At 71.1% G+C, this 14,968-nt stretch carries 15 protein-coding genes; 7 read left to right on the plus strand and 8 right to left on the minus strand.

All coding sequences use genetic code 11. The annotated features are described in order from the left end of the window. Window positions 1–10: 10 nt before the first annotated feature. The gene (locus ABD793_RS05890) at window positions 11–1,702 is read right to left on the minus strand and encodes a TIGR04141 family sporadically distributed protein (protein ID WP_344856154.1); all 1,692 of its coding nucleotides are present in this window, start codon (window positions 1,700–1,702) and stop codon (window positions 11–13) included. Window positions 1,703–2,193: 491 nt separating this feature from the next. Here ABD793_RS05890 and ABD793_RS05895 point away from each other — a divergent pair, with 491 nt between their 5' ends. Then, window positions 2,194–2,733, plus strand: a complete 540-nt coding sequence (locus ABD793_RS05895) for a Uma2 family endonuclease (protein ID WP_344856859.1) — start codon at window positions 2,194–2,196, stop codon at window positions 2,731–2,733. A 43-nt stretch (window positions 2,734–2,776) separates the two neighbouring features. Here the strand turns inward: ABD793_RS05895 and ABD793_RS05900 are convergent, their stop codons facing one another. Continuing rightward, entirely contained in the window at window positions 2,777–3,718 is a 942-nt protein-coding gene (locus ABD793_RS05900; RefSeq protein WP_344856156.1) for an alpha/beta fold hydrolase, read from the minus strand. Window positions 3,719–3,859: 141 nt separating this feature from the next. Between ABD793_RS05900 and ABD793_RS05905 the strand changes: the two genes are divergently transcribed. The 6 genes from ABD793_RS05905 (at window position 3,860) to ABD793_RS05930 (ending at window position 9,423) form a co-directional block, all read left to right on the plus strand. Next, on the plus strand, window positions 3,860–4,927 hold the full coding sequence (locus tag ABD793_RS05905) for an acyl-CoA dehydrogenase family protein (RefSeq protein WP_344856158.1): 1,068 nt from the start codon (window positions 3,860–3,862) through the stop codon (window positions 4,925–4,927). 2 nt (window positions 4,928–4,929) lie between these two features. Then, complete coding sequence (locus ABD793_RS05910) at window positions 4,930–6,102, plus strand: acyl-CoA dehydrogenase family protein (RefSeq protein ID WP_344856861.1); 1,173 nt, start codon at window positions 4,930–4,932, stop codon at window positions 6,100–6,102. After that, window positions 6,099–7,007 carry a bifunctional MaoC family dehydratase N-terminal/OB-fold nucleic acid binding domain-containing protein gene (locus ABD793_RS05915; protein WP_344856160.1) on the plus strand — a complete coding sequence of 303 codons (909 nt, stop codon included), beginning with the start codon at window positions 6,099–6,101 and terminating at the stop codon, window positions 7,005–7,007. The genes ABD793_RS05910 and ABD793_RS05915 overlap by 4 nt, the downstream gene beginning before the upstream one ends. Before the next feature lie 149 nt (window positions 7,008–7,156). Next, on the plus strand, window positions 7,157–7,522 hold the full coding sequence (locus ABD793_RS05920) for a MaoC family dehydratase (RefSeq protein ID WP_344856863.1): 366 nt from the start codon (window positions 7,157–7,159) through the stop codon (window positions 7,520–7,522). Beyond that, window positions 7,519–8,688, plus strand: coding sequence for a lipid-transfer protein (locus ABD793_RS05925; protein ID WP_344856162.1), 1,170 nt, complete (start codon window positions 7,519–7,521; stop codon window positions 8,686–8,688). The genes ABD793_RS05920 and ABD793_RS05925 overlap by 4 nt, the downstream gene beginning before the upstream one ends. Window positions 8,689–8,856: 168 nt before the next feature. Further along, entirely contained in the window at window positions 8,857–9,423 is a 567-nt protein-coding gene (locus ABD793_RS05930; protein WP_344856164.1) for a DUF5134 domain-containing protein, read from the plus strand. 4 nt (window positions 9,424–9,427) lie between these two features. On the opposite strand, the gene ABD793_RS05935 is transcribed toward ABD793_RS05930, so the two are convergent. Genes ABD793_RS05935 through kstD form a run of 6 tightly spaced genes read right to left on the minus strand, consistent with a single transcriptional unit; the run spans window position 9,428 to window position 14,966 of the window. After that, window positions 9,428–9,895: a riboflavin kinase gene (locus ABD793_RS05935; protein WP_344856166.1), complete on the minus strand. Its 468-nt coding sequence runs from the start codon at window positions 9,893–9,895 to the stop codon at window positions 9,428–9,430. 27 nt (window positions 9,896–9,922) lie between these two features. Beyond that, complete coding sequence (locus ABD793_RS05940) at window positions 9,923–10,783, minus strand: MaoC/PaaZ C-terminal domain-containing protein (RefSeq protein WP_344856168.1); 861 nt, start codon at window positions 10,781–10,783, stop codon at window positions 9,923–9,925. A 25-nt stretch (window positions 10,784–10,808) separates the two neighbouring features. Next, window positions 10,809–11,837 carry a 2Fe-2S iron-sulfur cluster-binding protein gene (locus ABD793_RS05945; protein WP_344856170.1) on the minus strand — a complete coding sequence of 343 codons (1,029 nt, stop codon included), beginning with the start codon at window positions 11,835–11,837 and terminating at the stop codon, window positions 10,809–10,811. After that, entirely contained in the window at window positions 11,834–12,097 is a 264-nt protein-coding gene (locus tag ABD793_RS05950; protein WP_344856172.1) for a hypothetical protein, read from the minus strand. Before ABD793_RS05950 ends, ABD793_RS05945 begins: the two co-directional genes overlap by 4 nt. Then, window positions 12,094–13,290 (minus strand): 3-ketosteroid-9-alpha-monooxygenase, oxygenase component, encoded by a 1,197-nt coding sequence (locus ABD793_RS05955; RefSeq protein ID WP_344856174.1) that lies wholly within the window; start codon window positions 13,288–13,290, stop codon window positions 12,094–12,096. Before ABD793_RS05955 ends, ABD793_RS05950 begins: the two co-directional genes overlap by 4 nt. Then, window positions 13,287–14,966, minus strand: a complete 1,680-nt coding sequence (gene kstD, locus ABD793_RS05960; RefSeq protein ID WP_344856176.1) for a 3-oxosteroid 1-dehydrogenase — start codon at window positions 14,964–14,966, stop codon at window positions 13,287–13,289. Before kstD ends, ABD793_RS05955 begins: the two co-directional genes overlap by 4 nt. Window positions 14,967–14,968: the final 2 nt, after the last annotated feature.

The following is a 14,968-nucleotide window of genomic DNA, read 5'->3' on the forward strand; positions in this document are numbered from 1 at the left end:
CCGGGGGTGCTCATCGCCGGGTGTCGCCGCGTCGTTGGGCGGGGATCCGTCTCGCCGACCGGGCGGTGGTCTTCTTCTTGGCCAGATAAGGAATGTCCGCGAACTTCAGCGTCGCCCGGAGTCCGCGCACGGCCCGGTCCAGCCGGAGCAACGCGACCTGCGACAGGGTGAACAGCTCGTCCACCTGCCAGGAACGGCCGGCCGCGGCCAGCACCACGGTGTCCGGCGCGCCGCCGAGCACCCGTCCCGGATCCACAGTGGACACTTTGGCGGCCAGCTGTGCCATGGCCTGCGGCTCGTCGTGCAGTGCCTCGGCGGACACGAGTGCCTGGGTGTAGAGGTGGCTCGCCGCGGTCGCCCGGCCCAGCCACTTCACGTGGATCAGCTCGTCCTCCGGGCCCAGCAGATCGCACAGTTCGAACCGCGGGTGCAGCGGCGTGCTCGCGACGTCGCGGTCCAGGCAGAGGTACCCCGGCTGTTCGGCGACGAGCCGGCAGTAGCGGTGCTCGTCGTCCGGTTCACCACTGGGTTTCCAGGTCACCTCCGGCCAGTGCTGCCGCTGTGCCAGCAGATCGCGCACTTGCTCGCGCATCTGTGCCACGTACGTTTCGCCGATGCGGTACCAGCGGCCCTGGTGGAAGACGTAACGGGTGTGCTCGATCGTTGTTTCGTAGGCCAGCCAGCGGGTCGCGGGTGACGGCGCGCCGTCCGGTTCCGCACCCGTTTCGTCCGCGCACGGCGTGATCCGCCCCGCGCGCAGTGCCTTGAGCCGGCGTTCCGCAGGCAGACCGGACAGCCGGGCGGTGAGGTGCTCCGCCTCGAGCCTGCCGGGCACGTGCAACGGGCCGCCGGGGCCGAGGCCGGTGATCCGGAACGAGCCGGCGTTCTCCGCGTCCTGCCCGCCGGTGGCGGGCCAGGCGATCCCGACCGGTTCGCCGTCGCCGGCGAGTGCCGCGGCCAGCCTGCGCTCCAGCTCCGGGACGATCGGATGGTGCCGGTCCAGCGGACGGGTCTGTGCCACGAACCGCAGTGCCGAATCCTCGTCGGGTTCGTCGACCACCGCGCCGACGGCGTCGAGGTCGGCGAGCAACGCCCCGGGTTCCTGCGCCAGCGGCGCCCACAGCGAGGTGCCGACCCGGATGCGGTGCCGCCTGCCGGTGACCCGCCCGTAGGTGAGATCGCGCAGATCGGCCGATCCGGCGATCCGGTGCACCAGATCGCCGTAGGGCTCGAGCCGGAACGCGGACAGCTCGCCCCCGCCGGGGATGGAGATCTGCGTGGCCCGCGCCGAGACGTCGAGTGCCGCGCTCGCCACCAGCCCGAGGTCGAACGGGTCGAGCCGGCGGATCCCGAACCGCAGTCCGAAGCCCTGCTCCACGTGCTCGTCGTTGAGCACCAGGTGCCCGGCGCCCCAGGTGACCGCGTAGAGCCACGGTGGACGGGGCACCAGCAGGACGGCGAACGGCAGCGTGGCGGACAGGCCGAGCGCCGTGCCGGTGAGCGCCTCCGCGTGCGGCAGCCAGTGCGGTGCCTCGGTCCGGAACGCGCCGGCGACGAGCCGCGCGCGGGTGCCGGAGAGGTCGACCGGCGTGTCCGTGGTGATCTGTTCGGGCCGGAGCGGCACCAGCAGCTCGTGTTCCGCGGCCCGGCCGTCGAGGCGGAACAGCGACACCGGCCGGCTCGGTGCGGACGGGGCAGGCATGAGCACCACCGGAGGGGGAGGCGAAGGGCGTCCGGCCAGATTAGGACGCGGTCCGGTCCACCCGGTTAAGCACACCGCGCGAAGGCCGTGCGAAATGGTGAAATCCCGCTGAATCAACTATTTTCCGGAGTGCTTCGAATGCGGAATGGTAGGGTTCTCCGAATGTGGTCCGGAAACGGTGTCCGACCTGCTCAGTCGACTGCCGGGTGAGCAGATGATGGCCGGTCACTGGACGGTGAATGGCCTTTTCGGGAAAACGCGGACATGACTCGAACGGACCTGTTTCCGGTCGTGTGCTGGGCTGTCCGGGGCGGTTTTCCCGGAAAACGGTCACCGATCGTGATCGGCGCCGCGAAGGGCGGCCGGGCGGAATGGGCCGCCCGGGTCCGCGCCGCGCCGCGGGAAGGTTCGCGCTGCCACCGGTGCCCGTCTACCCTGTCGGAGTCGTTTCCGGTCGGCCCGCCTGCGGGGGCAGCATGATGACAGTCCCGATGTTCGCGCACGGCGACCGTCTCACGCGTCGGGACCTGGAGACGATCTCGGATGAACGCCGCCGGTACGAACTGGTGGACGGGACGCTTCTGGTGAGCCCGTCCCCGCGTCCGCTGCACCAGCGGGTGGTCGCGCGCCTGCTCGCCGCGCTCACCCCGGTCTGCCCTGCGGACTGCGAGGTGCTCCCGGCACCGGTGGACGTGGTGCTCGACGAGTTCACCGTGCTGATCCCGGATGTGGTGGTGGGCCGCAGGGAGATGTTCACCGACCGGGCGCTGGCCGGGGTCCCGGTGCTGGCGGTGGAGGTCGTCTCGCCCTCGAGCAGGCACATCGACCACCATCTCAAGCCTGCGCGGCTGGCCGCGGCAGGGTGCCCGTACTACTGGGTGATCGAGCCGGACGAGCCCACGCTCAGCTGCTTCCGCCTCGAGGGCAACGCCTACGCACTCGAGGGCGAGGCCACCGGCGAAGAGGTGCTCCACCTGGACCGGCCGTACCGGCTGGACCTCAGCCCGGACGACCTGGTTTCCCGCTACTGAACCGGCCGCGGGCCGGTGCTCGTCCGGGGCGGGTGCGCCCGGCTCAGGCCGTGCCGGCTTGGGGTTCTGGTTCCTGCTGGTCGGCGATCGCCGCGTGTACCGAGGTGCAGGCGGCCATGACGGCGGGCACGAACTGCCCGGCGGCGAACACGCATGCGGTGTGTCCTGCCGGGACCTCGTAGGTCGCCGCGCCCGCGATGCGGCGTGCCAGCGTGCGCTGGTGGGACGAGGCGATGAAGCCGTCGCGGGTGGTCACCACCACCGCGGCGGGCACGTCCAGGGTGTGCAGCCACGGGGTGGAGTCGAAGCGGCCGATCTCGTCGAGCGCGACCGCGATCGCCCACGGGCTGGTGGAGCGGAACTCCTCCAGCGCCCAGCGGTGGTCCTCCAGCCGGGCGAGCCGTTCGCGCCTGGGTTCACCGGGAACCAGTCCGATCTGCGCCTGGTCGCGCAGCAGGTGCAGGGTGCGGCCGAACACGTCGAGCGCGATCCGCTGGCGGACGCCGCGGCGGAAGTTGCTCGCGGTGGCGCACAGCACGAGCCCGCTCACCCGGTCCGGCGCCCGGTGCGCGGCGATCTGCCCGATCATGCCGCCCATCGAGTAGCCCGCGACCAGGAACCGGTCGATGCCCAGCGCGTCCGCCACGGCCACCGCGTCGTCCGCGCAGTCGGTCAGGCTGAACTCGTGTGAGCGGATGCCCTGGCCGTGCCAGCGCTGGTCGAACACCACCACGCGGTAGTTCACCGAAAGCCGTTCCAGTACCGGGTACCAGGTGAGCAGCCCGGTCGTGGCGACCGAATGCAGCAGGAGCACCGCCGGTGCGTGCCGCGGGCCGATGTCCACCACCACGGTCTCCCCGCGCCCCGGCAGGGACAGCGGTTCCGGATCCGGCACCCCGGCGGTGGACGGGATCGTGGCGAGTTTCCGGGTGGCCTGCCATCCGACGTCGCGCAGCGCGTCTTTGAGAACCTGTTCCGCACCCACGTCGGTGTGCTGCTCCTCTCTGCCCGGTCGGCCGATCCGCTTTCCGTTTACCCGGTTGCCGAAGCCGCCGGGGGGTTGCCGAGCCCGCCCGTTCCGGTTAAGACTAGAACGTGTTCCACTTTTCGCGGGAGGGAGATCGGCGTGGACTTCACCCCTGACGATACGCAGGGCGAGATCGCCGCGCTGGCTGCGCGGGTGCTCGCGAAGAGCGAGCAGCCCGCCGAGCAGTGGCGGGCGCTGGCCGACGCGGGCCTGCTCGCGCTGCCGTTGCCTGCGGATCTCGGTGGCGACAGGCTGGGCGTGGCGGAGATCGCGCCGGTGCTCACCGAAGTGGGGCGCGCGGCCGCCGCCGTTCCGGCGTATGCGGTGCTCGCGCTCGGGGTTCTGCCGGTGGAGACGCTGGGCTCGCCGGCGCAGCGGGCGGAGCTCCTCCCGCCCGCCGCGGCGGGGGAGAGCCTGCTCACCGCGGCACTGCACGAACCGTCCGCACCGCTCACCCTGGTGCCCGGCACCACCGGCGTCGCAGCCGACGGCGCGTGGGAGGTGACCGGGGTGAAGACGCAGGTGCCCTACGCCGCGGAGTCGGCTCGGATCCTCACCCCGGTGTCGTTGCCCGGCGGGGTCGGGGTCGCGCTCGTGCGCCCGCGTGCCCGGGGGCTGGAGACGGTCCCCGCGTACACCGCAGGCGGTACTCCGGAGTACACCGTGCGGTTCGACCGGGTGCGGATCGAGGAGGCCGACCTCTTGCGCGATCCCACGCCCGGCCATGCGGTCGCGACAGTGCACCGGTTCGCGCTCGCGGGCGCGCTCGCACTGGGCGACGGTCTGCTCGCCGGAGCACTCGCGCTGACCTCCCGGCACGTCGCCGGACGGACGCAGTTCGGCCGTGCGCTGGCCGAATTCCAAGCGGTGGCACAGCAGATCGCGGATGTCTACGTGGCGTCGCGGACACTGCACCTGGCCGCGCTCTCCGCGGTGTGGCGGCTGGCTGCGGGCCTGGACGCGGATGCCGAACTCGACGTGGCGGCGTACTGGCTCACCGAGGAAGCACCGTCCGCGCTCGCGATCTGCCACCACCTGCACGGCGGCGTCGGCGTGGACCGCAGCTATCCGCTGCACCGGTACTCCTCGGCGGTGAAGGACCTCGGCCGCGCGGTCGGGGGCGCGGCCCACCGGCTCGGCCGGCTGGGCGAACGAGTGGCGGGATGAGCATGCACATCGAACTGACCGCGGCGCAGCAGGAACTTCGCGCGCAGCTGCGCGAGTACTTCGCCGGTCTGCTGACGCCGGAGGAACGGCGGGCGCTGCTGCGGGAACGGCACGGGCCGGTCTACCGCGAGCTGGTGCGCCGGATGGGCCGGGACGGCAAACTCGGCGTCGGCTGGCCGAAGGAGTACGGCGGGCAGGGTTTCGGCGAGATCGAACAGCACATCTTCGTCGACGAGGCGGCGCGCGCCGACGTGCAGCTGCCCTCGGTGACCCTGCAGACGGTCGGGCCGACGCTCCAGGCGTTCGGCACCGAGGAGCAGAAAGCCCGCTTCCTGCCGAAGATCCTGGCCGGCGAGATCCACTTCGCGATCGGCTACACCGAACCGGAGGCGGGCACCGACCTGGCGTCCCTGCGCACCCGCGCGGTCCGCGACGGTGACGAGTACGTGGTCAACGGCCAGAAGATCTTCACCACCGGTGCGCACGATGCGGACTACGTGTGGCTCGCCGTGCGCACCGCACCGGACGCGCCGAAGCACAAGGGCATTTCGATCCTCATCGTCGACACCAGCGATCCGGGCTACTCGTGGACGCCGATCATCACCTGCGACGGGGCGCACCACGTGAACGCCACCTTCTACGAGGACGTGCGGGTGCCGGCCGAACTGCTGGTCGGCGAGGAGAACCGGGGCTGGCGGCTGATCACCACACAGCTCAACCACGAGCGCGTGATGCTCGGCCCGGCCGGCCGGATCGGCGGACTGCACGACCGGGTGTGGGCGTGGGCGGCCGCCCGGCGCACCCCGGACGGCGCGGCGTTGCTCGACTTGGCGGACGTGCGCGCGGTGCTGGCCGAAACGTTCGCCGTGGCCAGGGTGAACGAGCTGCTCAACTGGCAGGTCGCGGTGTCCGCGTCGGCGGGGCCGGTCGCGGTGGCCGACGCTTCGGCGACGAAGGTGTTCGCCTCGGAACGCATCCAGCGGATCGGGAGGCTGCTGGAGGAGCTCGTGGCACGGCACGGCGACCTCGCCGATCCGGACACCGCGGAGCTGGCCGAATGGCTCGACGTGCTGGCGAAGCGGAACCTGGTGCTGACGTTCGGCGGAGGCGTCAGCGAGATCCAGCGTGAGCTGATCGCCTCCGCCGGACTGGGATTGCCGAGGGTGCCGCGATGACCGTCGAGGAAGCAGCCGCGAAGATCGCCGCCGCGGGGGAGTGCGCGCCGCGCCTCGCCAGGGATCCGGTCAACCAGGCGATGGTGAACAACTGGGTGGAGGCGATCGGCGACACCAATCCGGTCTACACCGATCCGGAGTACGCCGCCGGGAGCGTCCACAAGGGACTCGTGGCGCCACCGGCGATGGCGCAGGTCTGGACGATGGCCGGACTGCACGGTGCGCGCACGGACGACGATCCGATGGGCGCGATCATGGCCGTGCTCGACGAGGCCGGGTACACCTCGGTCGTCGCCACCGATTCCGAGCAGACCTATCACCGTTACCTGCGGCCGGGGGAGCAGGTTTCGGTCACCACGGAGCTGTCGGACGTGACCGGCCCGAAGCGCACCGCGCTGGGCGAGGGCTGGTTCGTGACCACCCGGCTGCACTGGTACGTGGACGGGGAACCGGTGGCGGACATGCTGTTCCGGATCCTGAAGTTCCGTCCGCGCGAACCGGAACCGCCGCCGTCACCGGTGCTGCGTCCGGTGATCAGCGCGGACACCGAGTTCTTCTGGGCCGGCCTGCGCGAGGGCGAGCTGCGGATCCAGCGCTGGGGCGAGCAGTTGCGGCATCCGCCGGGGCCGATGCCGCCGGACGGCGCACTGGACACGGTGCCGGACTACCTGGTCGCCAGCGGACGTGGCACGGTCTACAGCTACGTCGTGCACCACCACCCGCAGGTGCCGGGTAAACGGCTGCCGTTCGTGGTCGCGTTGGTGGAGCTGGAGGAAGGAGTGCGGCTGATGGCCGAACTGCTGGACGCGGAGCCGGACGAGGTGCACGTCGGGTTGCCGGTGGTGGCCGCCTTCGTGCGAGTGGACGACGAGCTGACCCTGCCCGCGTGGAAGGTGGCGCGATGAGCGGCTTCGGGGTGGGCGAGCCCGAAATCGGCGGTGCCGCGGGAAAGTCCGAAGTGGATGGTCCGGTCGCGCGTGGAGTTGCCGTGGCCGGGTCCGAAGTGGGCGGGATTGCCGTGGGTGGTTGTGCGGTGGGCACTGAGCTGCCGCCGATGGTCGTCGAGGCGACGCCGACCTTTGTGATCAGCACCGCGCTCGCCACCAGGGACTTCCAGGACGTGCATCACGATCGCGACGCCGCGGTGGCCCGTGGGTCGAAGGACATCTTCCTCAACATCCTCACCGACACCGGGCTCGTACAGCGGTTCGTGAGCCGGTGGGCCGGGCCGGAAGCGCTGGTGCGGTCCATCAGGATCCGTCTCGGCGTGCCCTGTTACGCCTACGACACCCTCACCTTCACCGGCAGGGTGACCGCCCGCGACGGTGCCGGCGTGGAGCTCGAGGTGTCCGCTGTGGACAGTCTCGGTGCGCACGTCACCGGCACGGTCTCCCTGATCCTGCCCGAGGAGGCCGCATGAGGTTCAGCGGGACCACGGCGATCGCCGGGATCGGCGCCACCGAGTTCTCCAAGGACTCCGGGCGCAGCGAACTGCGGCTGGCCGCGGAATGCGTGAGCCACGCACTGGCCGACGCCGGGCTGCAGCCTTCCGATGTGGACGGTCTCGTGTCGTTCACCATGGACGGCAACGCGGAGATCGCACTCGCCCGTGAGCTGGGCATCCCGGAGCTGACGTTCTTCAGCCGGGTGCACTACGGCGGCGGGGCCGCGGCGGCGACCGTGCAGCAGGCGGCGCTGGCCGTGGCGAGCGGGGTGGCCGAGGTGGTGGTGGCCTACCGGGCGTTCAACGAACGGTCCGGCCAGCGCTTCGGCCGGGTGCAGGCCGGCGCCGCGCAGCAGGTGAACTCCTCGGGGGTGGACAACGCGTTCCATTACCCGATGGGGATCGCGACACCTGCTGCCACGGTGGCCATGGTCGCCCGGCGCTACCTGCACGAGTACGGCGCCACGAGTGCGGACTTCGGCCGGGTCGCGGTGGTCGACCGGGCGCACGCGGCGACCAATCCGAAGGCGTGGTTCCACGGACGGCCGATCACCCTGGAGGAGCACCAGGCGTCCCGCTGGGTCGCCGAGCCGCTGCACCTGCTCGACTGCTGCCAGGAGAGCGACGGCGGGGTGGCGCTCGTCGTCACGAGCCTGGAACGGGCCCGGGACCTGCGGCGGCCTGCGGTCACCGTCTCCGCGGCGGCACAGGGCAGCGGCCCGGACCAGTACGTGATGACCAGCTACTACCGGGACGACCTCGCGGCGCTGCCGGAGATGGGCGTGGTGGGGCGGCAGCTGTGGGCGCAGTCCGGGCTCGGACCGCAGGACGTGGACGTCGCGGTGCTGTACGACCACTTCACCCCGTACGTGCTGATGCAGCTGGAAGAGCTCGGGTTCTGCGGCCGGGGCGAGGCAAAGGACTTCATCGCGGGCGACACGCTGACGCTGACCGGAAAACTGCCGCTGAACCCGCACGGCGGACAGCTGGGCGAGGCCTACATCCACGGGATGAACGGAATCGCCGAGGCCGTGCGGCAGCTGCGCGGCAGTGCGGTGAACCAGGTCGGCGGCGCGGAGACCGCAGTGGTGACCGCAGGCACCGGCGTCCCGACGAGCGGGCTGGTGCTGACCGCACCCTGACCCCTCGTGGCCGGCACGGTAACTCTTGTGGGGCAACAGATTTCACCGCATCGTCGGCTGGTGCCGGCACCCCGCGCGTGGCACGGTGGAAAAACTGTGCCTGTGGAGTGAGGTGCCGACCGTGTCCCGCACCAGCCTGTCCGGAGCCGCCACCAGGCCCGGTCCGCGGTGAGTCCGCCGCTGGCCTGGCTGCTCACCGCGCTGTTCGCCCTGCTCGCCCTCCCGTGCCTGCTGCGTCTGGCGCGGCTCGACTACGTGCGCCTCGGCCACCCCCTGCGGGGCGGTGACCTCGCCGAACTGCTGCTGGTGGTGGCCATGGTGGCGATGGTCTGCCCGGTCGGCGGCCCGATCCCGGCGGCCGGATGGCAGGCGGTGCTCGCGCTCACCGCCGGGTGGTTCGGGTTCGCCTGGTGGCGGGGGCGCCGATCGGGCCACGGCGCGGGCTGCGGGCACCACGCGCTGTCCGCGGCGGCGATGCTCTACATGATCAGCGCCACGGCGCACACCGGGATGACACACGGTCCGTGGCTGGTGATGTCCACAATGGACGCCCCGGTGGCCTGGCCGGTGGTCGCCGTGCCGGCCGCCGGGTACTTCGCCGTCGATGCCGTCCGCTCCGGCGCATTGGCGCTGCGGCTGCGCGCCGCGGAGCCGATGCCGGGGCACCTGTCCCGCACCCTGTGCCGTGCGGTGATGGGCGCCGGAATGGGGTATCTGCTGCTGGCTGCCGGATGAGCGATCAGCCGAGCCTGCGGACCTCGCCGTCCGGCGGCGGAGTGCCGAGGGCGGGCAGTGCGGCGGCCGGGTGGTTCGCGACCCAGTCCCTGGCGGCCTCGACGTCGACGGCGAGCGCCTCGATCAGCTCCTCGGCCGAGCCGTAGGCCTTCTGGTCCCGCAGGTGCCTGCCCAGCCACACGGTGAGGGTTTCGCCGTACAGGTCGCCGGTGAAGTCGAGCAGGTACGCCTCGACGAGCCGGTACCCGTCGGCGCCGTAGTAGGTGGGACGGCGGCCGACCGACACCGCGGCGGCCACCCGGGTACCGTCCGAGCGCTCGGCCCAGCCTGCCCACACGCCGTCGCCGAGTTCGCCGCTCTGGTTGCGCAGTGCGATGTTGGCTGTGGGAAAGCCCAGCTCACGGCCCCGTTTGTCGCCCGGCTCCACGGGGCCGCGCACCACGAAGTAGCTCTCGCCTCGCTCGTCCGCCATGTGGACACCGTAATACGTGCCGGGAGATCACCGGGGCACCAGAATTGTGTCGGACAGCACAGCCGCGTCGTCCCGCTCCGGCGCGGTGGCGTTGACCAGCAGCCTTCCGTCCTCACGCCATACGCGCACGCGCAGCCGCTCACCGGGGAACAGCACCCCGGCGAACTTCGTCCCGAATACCGAGACACGCTCCGGGTCGCCGTCGAGGAAGGCATCGACCACGGCCTTCGCGACCACGCCGTAGGTGCACAGCCCGTGCAGGATCGGCCGGTCGAAGCCGGCCGCGCGGGCGAACTCCGGGTCGGCGTGCAGCGGGTTGAGGTCCCCGCACAGCCGGTAGAGCAGCGCCTGCTGCGGCAGGGTCGGCACCTCGAGCACCGCGTCCGGCTCGCGCTGCGGCCACTCGATCCGGTCGGACGGACCGCGTTCCCCGCCGAAACCGCCCTCGCCGCGGGCGAAGATGCTGGAGGTGGCCGTCCACAGTGGAGCGCCCTGTTCGTCGGCGACCTCGGTCCGCTGCACCAGCACTGCCGCCTTGCCCTTGTCGAACACGTCCACCAGCCGGGACCGCGCGATCGCTTTGCCCTGCACCGGGATCGGCCGGTGCAGCTCGACCTCCTGTTTGCCGTGCAGCACCTTCGCCAGGTCGATGTCCACGCCGGGGAACTTCACCGCGGGCGGGCTGAAGGTCCGCAGGTTCGCCGCGACCGTCGCGAACGTCGGCAGCACCCGCAGGTCACGCTCGTAGGTGTAGCGCAGTTCGCGCTCGTCCAGCGGATCGGTACCGGCGCCGAGCGCGAGGTGGTACAGCAGTACGTCCGCCTGCGTCCAGGCGAACCGCAGCTCGCCGAGATCGGCACCGATCGCGGCCGCGGGGTCGATGGGCACGGGCTCTCCTCGTTCGTCGTCCGGGTCACTCGTAGCTCACGGACACCTCGTCGGTCAACGGCACCGACTGGCAACCCAGCACGATCCCGTCGGCGATGTCCTCGGCGTCCAGCACCTCGTTGTTCAGCATCTTCACCTCGCCGGAGACCAGACGGCAAGCGCACGCACTGCACTGGCCTTCGCGGCAGGAGTACGGTGCGTCGAAGCCTTCGGCGAGCAGGTGGTCGAGCAGTTTGCGCCGGCGTGGCCAGGCGACCTGCCGGGTCTCGCCGTCGAGGGTCACGGTGAGTGCGGTGGTCTCCTCGCCGGCTCCGGGTTCCTCCGGTGGTTCGGCTTCCTCGAACGGATTGCCGGTGAGCGAGTGGAACTTCTCCACGTGCACCCGCTCGCGCGGCACGCCCAGCTCCCGCAACGCGTCCTGCGCGGCGGCCATGAACGGCGCCGGGCCGCACAGGAACGCCTCGTGACCGTGGTGCGGTGCGGCGAGCGCCCGCAGCGCGGTGGTGGTGGGGAGGCCCTGCAGGCTTTCCAGCCAGTGCACCACCACGAGCCGTTCGCCGAACCGTTCTTCCAGCGCCCGCAGTTCGCGCGCGAAGATCACCGACTGCTCGTCGCGGTTGGCGTAGACGAGCACCACCCGCCCGGACCCGAGTTCCAGCGCCGACTTGAGGATCGACATCACCGGGGTGATGCCGCTGCCCGCGGCGAACAGCAGGAAGTCCGCGTCCAGCGAGGCCGGGCTGAACACCCCGGAGGGCCGCAGCACCTCCACCGTCGAGCCCGCGCGCAGCTGGTCGCACACCCAGTTCGAGCCGTACCCGTCTGCGGTGCGCTTGACCGTGACCTGCACCCGTCCCTCGTGCGGTGCACTCGAAAGCGAGTAGCACCGGGCGACCGAACCCGTGCGGTCACTGGGGATCCGCAGGGTGAGGAACTGACCGGGGGAGTAGGTGAAGCGCTGCGCGTGTTCGTCCGGCACGGTGAACACCAGCGAGCAGGCGTCCGCGGTCTCCTCGATGACCTCGGCGACGGTGAGCGTGACGATCTCGGTCATCGCGCACCGCTGTCGAGGCTGCCCTCGCGTACCGCGTTGTCGATGCTGTCGGCGAGCTTCTCGCAGGTGTCGAGCAACGCGGTGATCCCGCCTGCCTCGGCGTGCGCGGCGAAGACCGGGCAGCTGCGCGACGCGTCGGTGGTCCACTGGATGCTGGTGTGCTTGAGGCTGTTCTTCTTGACCAGCACGCAGGTGCCGCAGCTGCGGCATTCGTGCGGCTGCAGCCCTGCGGTGAGGAACTCGGTGGCCTCCGCAGTCACACCCCGGCCTCTTCCGCGTTCGCCTCGGCCTCCGCGCGCTGGCGGGCCAGGTTCTCCCGCACCTCCGCGGCCCAGACCTCGTTCGCCTTCGTGGTGTCGACCTCGAACTCGAAGCGCCGGGTCATGTCCTCGGTGACGTCCGCGGCGTCCACGTAGAACTGGTCGTACCAGCGGCGCAGCTGGTAGACCGGGCCGTCCTCCTCGCACAGCAGCGGATTGTCGATCTTGGTCTTGTTCTTCCAGATCTCCACATCCTGCAGGAACCCGACGCCGATGCCCTTCGCCAGCTTCGCGGCGATCTTGTCCGCATGCTCGTCGGAGACCCCCGGCAGCTTCTTGACCATGATGCCCCACTGCAGCACGAACGAGGTCGGGCTGACCGGGTAGTGGCAGTTGATCAGCACGTTCTCGATCTCGTAGCCCTGGAACGAGTTGACCAGCCAGTTGATCATGTAGGACGGGCCGAAGTAGGAGGCCTCCGAACGCAGCAGGTTCTCCTCGCCGCCGTAGTTGGAGGCCATGCCCATGTCCGGGCGGCCCTTGGTGTTGAGGTACTGGGTGGCGATGTGGCCCTCGAACACGTTCTTGAAGTAGGTGGGGAAGGCGTAGTGGATGTAGAAGAAGTGCGCCATGTCCACCACGTTGTCGATGATCTCGCGGCAGTTGGCGTTCTCGATCAGGATCGAGTCCCAGGTCCAGTTGCTCCACTCGTCGCTGAACGCGCCCTCCACCCGCGGGATCACGACGTCCTCCGGGGGCGGATTGCCCTCCGGATCGTGCCATACGAGCAGCTGCTTGTTCTCCTCGAGCACATGCCACGCCCGGGTGCGTGCGCGCAGCGGAACCCGCTTGGCGTAAGGGATCGACACGCATTTCCCGCTGCCGCTCCAGCGCCAGTCGTGGAACGGGCAGGCCACCTCGTCGCCCTTGACCGAGCCCTGGGTGAGGTCGCCGCCCATGTGCCTGCAATACCCGTCGAGCACGTTCAGCTTCCCGGCGGAATCGGCGAACACCACGAGTTTGGTGCCGAACGCCCGGACCTCGTGGGGTTTGCCGTCGCGGAACGAGTCGGCGAGCCCGAGGCAGTGCCAGCCGCGGGCGAACCGGGCCGGCGGCGTACCGGCGTCGATCGAGCGGACCGCCTCCGAACCCGTCGGCGTCTGCTGGTGTGGGGTCTGCGTCGTCGGGGTCACTGCCTGCCTCCCGTGCCGGTCGTCCGATCTTCGTTCGCCAGCGCCCGCGCCGCAAGGTAGCCGAAGACCATCGCCGGGCCGATGGTCGCGCCGGGGCCGGCGTAGGTGCGGCCCATCACGGCCGCGCTGGTGTTGCCCGCTGCGTACAGTCCTGGCACCACGGTGCCGTCCGCACGCAGTACACGGGCGTCTTCGTCGGTGCACAGGCCGCCCTTCGTGCCCAGGTCGCCGGGCACGATCCGCACCGCGTAGAACGGCGGCTTCGCCAGTTCGCCCAAGCTGGGACTGGGTTTCTGGCGCGGATCACCGTAGTAGTGGTCGTAGGCGCTGGCGCCGCGGTGGAAGTCCTCGTCCACCCCGGTGCGGGCGAAGCCGTTGAACCGTTCGACGGTGTGCGCCAGCTTCCCCGGGTCCACCCCGATCCGCTCGGCCAGCCCGGACAGCGTCGAGGACCGGGTGACCACGCCCGACTTGTACCAGCGGCCGGGCAGCGGCTGGCGCGGTCCGAGACCGGTGAACAGATAGCGGTCGCGGTAGCGCTGGTCGAACACCAGCCACGCGGGCAGGTGCTCGGCCGGACCGTCGCCCTCGCCGTACATCGCGTGCACGGCCTCGACGTAGGGCGCGGACTCGTTCACGAACCGTGCCGCGTCCGAGTCGACGATCAGGCACCCCGGCCGGGAACGTTCGGCGAGCGCGAACCACGGGCCGCCGGTGAGCGGGAACGACGGTCCCCACCATGCGTCGTCCATCAGATCGGTCGCCGCGCCGAGCTTGAGCCCGGCGGTGATGCCGTCGCCGGTGTTGGCGACCGCGCCCACGGTCCACTCGGTGCCGGTCGGCGTGCGCTGGTACTTGGTGCGCATCTGCTCGTTGTGCTCGAAGCCGCCACAGGCCAGTACCACCCCGCGGCGCGCGCGGAACAGCTTCTCGTCGCCTTCGTGGCCGGCCAGCACGCCGGTGACCTCATCGTTCTCCGTGTGCAGATCGAGCAGTGGCGTGTCGAGCAGCACCTCCACCCCGGCCTTGCGCAGGCCGATCCGCAGTCCGGCGGCCAGCGCCTGCCCCATGGCCAGCGGTTGCTGTCCGCGCAGCCGCCCGAGCAGCCACTTCGTGCCCAGGGAGAGCACCCGCGCGAGCCCGCGCGGATGCCGGGCGATCAGGCTCAGCCAGCGGTAGTCCGACTGGGTGATCGGCACGCCGAGCGGTGGTGCGCTGTAGGGCGGTTCGAGCCGGGCGAGGTCGTCGCCGAGCAGCTTGCCGTCGAGCGGGCGCGGCTCCACGGACCGGCCGCCGGGCCTGCCACCGGGTGCTTCGGGGTGGTAGTCGCTGTAGCCGGGCACCCAGCGGAACTCCAGCGGCGTGTGCCGGGTGACGAAATCCAGCACCTCGGGCCCGTGGTCGAGGAACGTGTTCCGCCGCCCCGGCGGCACCAGGTCGCCGACGATGGCCGCCAGGTAGTCGCGGGCGCGTTCGGGCGGTTCGTCGATGCCCGCCGCGCGCAGCGCATGGTTCCCCGGCAGCCAGACGCCACCGCCGGAGCGCGCCGTCGACCCGCCGAAGTGCGCCGCCTTCTCCAGGACCACCACGGAAAGGCCGCGGTGCGCGGCGGCGAGCGCGGCGGTCATCCCGGCGGCGCCGCTGCCGGCGACCACCACGTCGTACTCGTACGCCATGC

This window comes from Amycolatopsis ultiminotia, assembly GCF_039536925.1.
Lineage (GTDB): Bacteria > Actinomycetota > Actinomycetes > Mycobacteriales > Pseudonocardiaceae > Amycolatopsis > Amycolatopsis ultiminotia.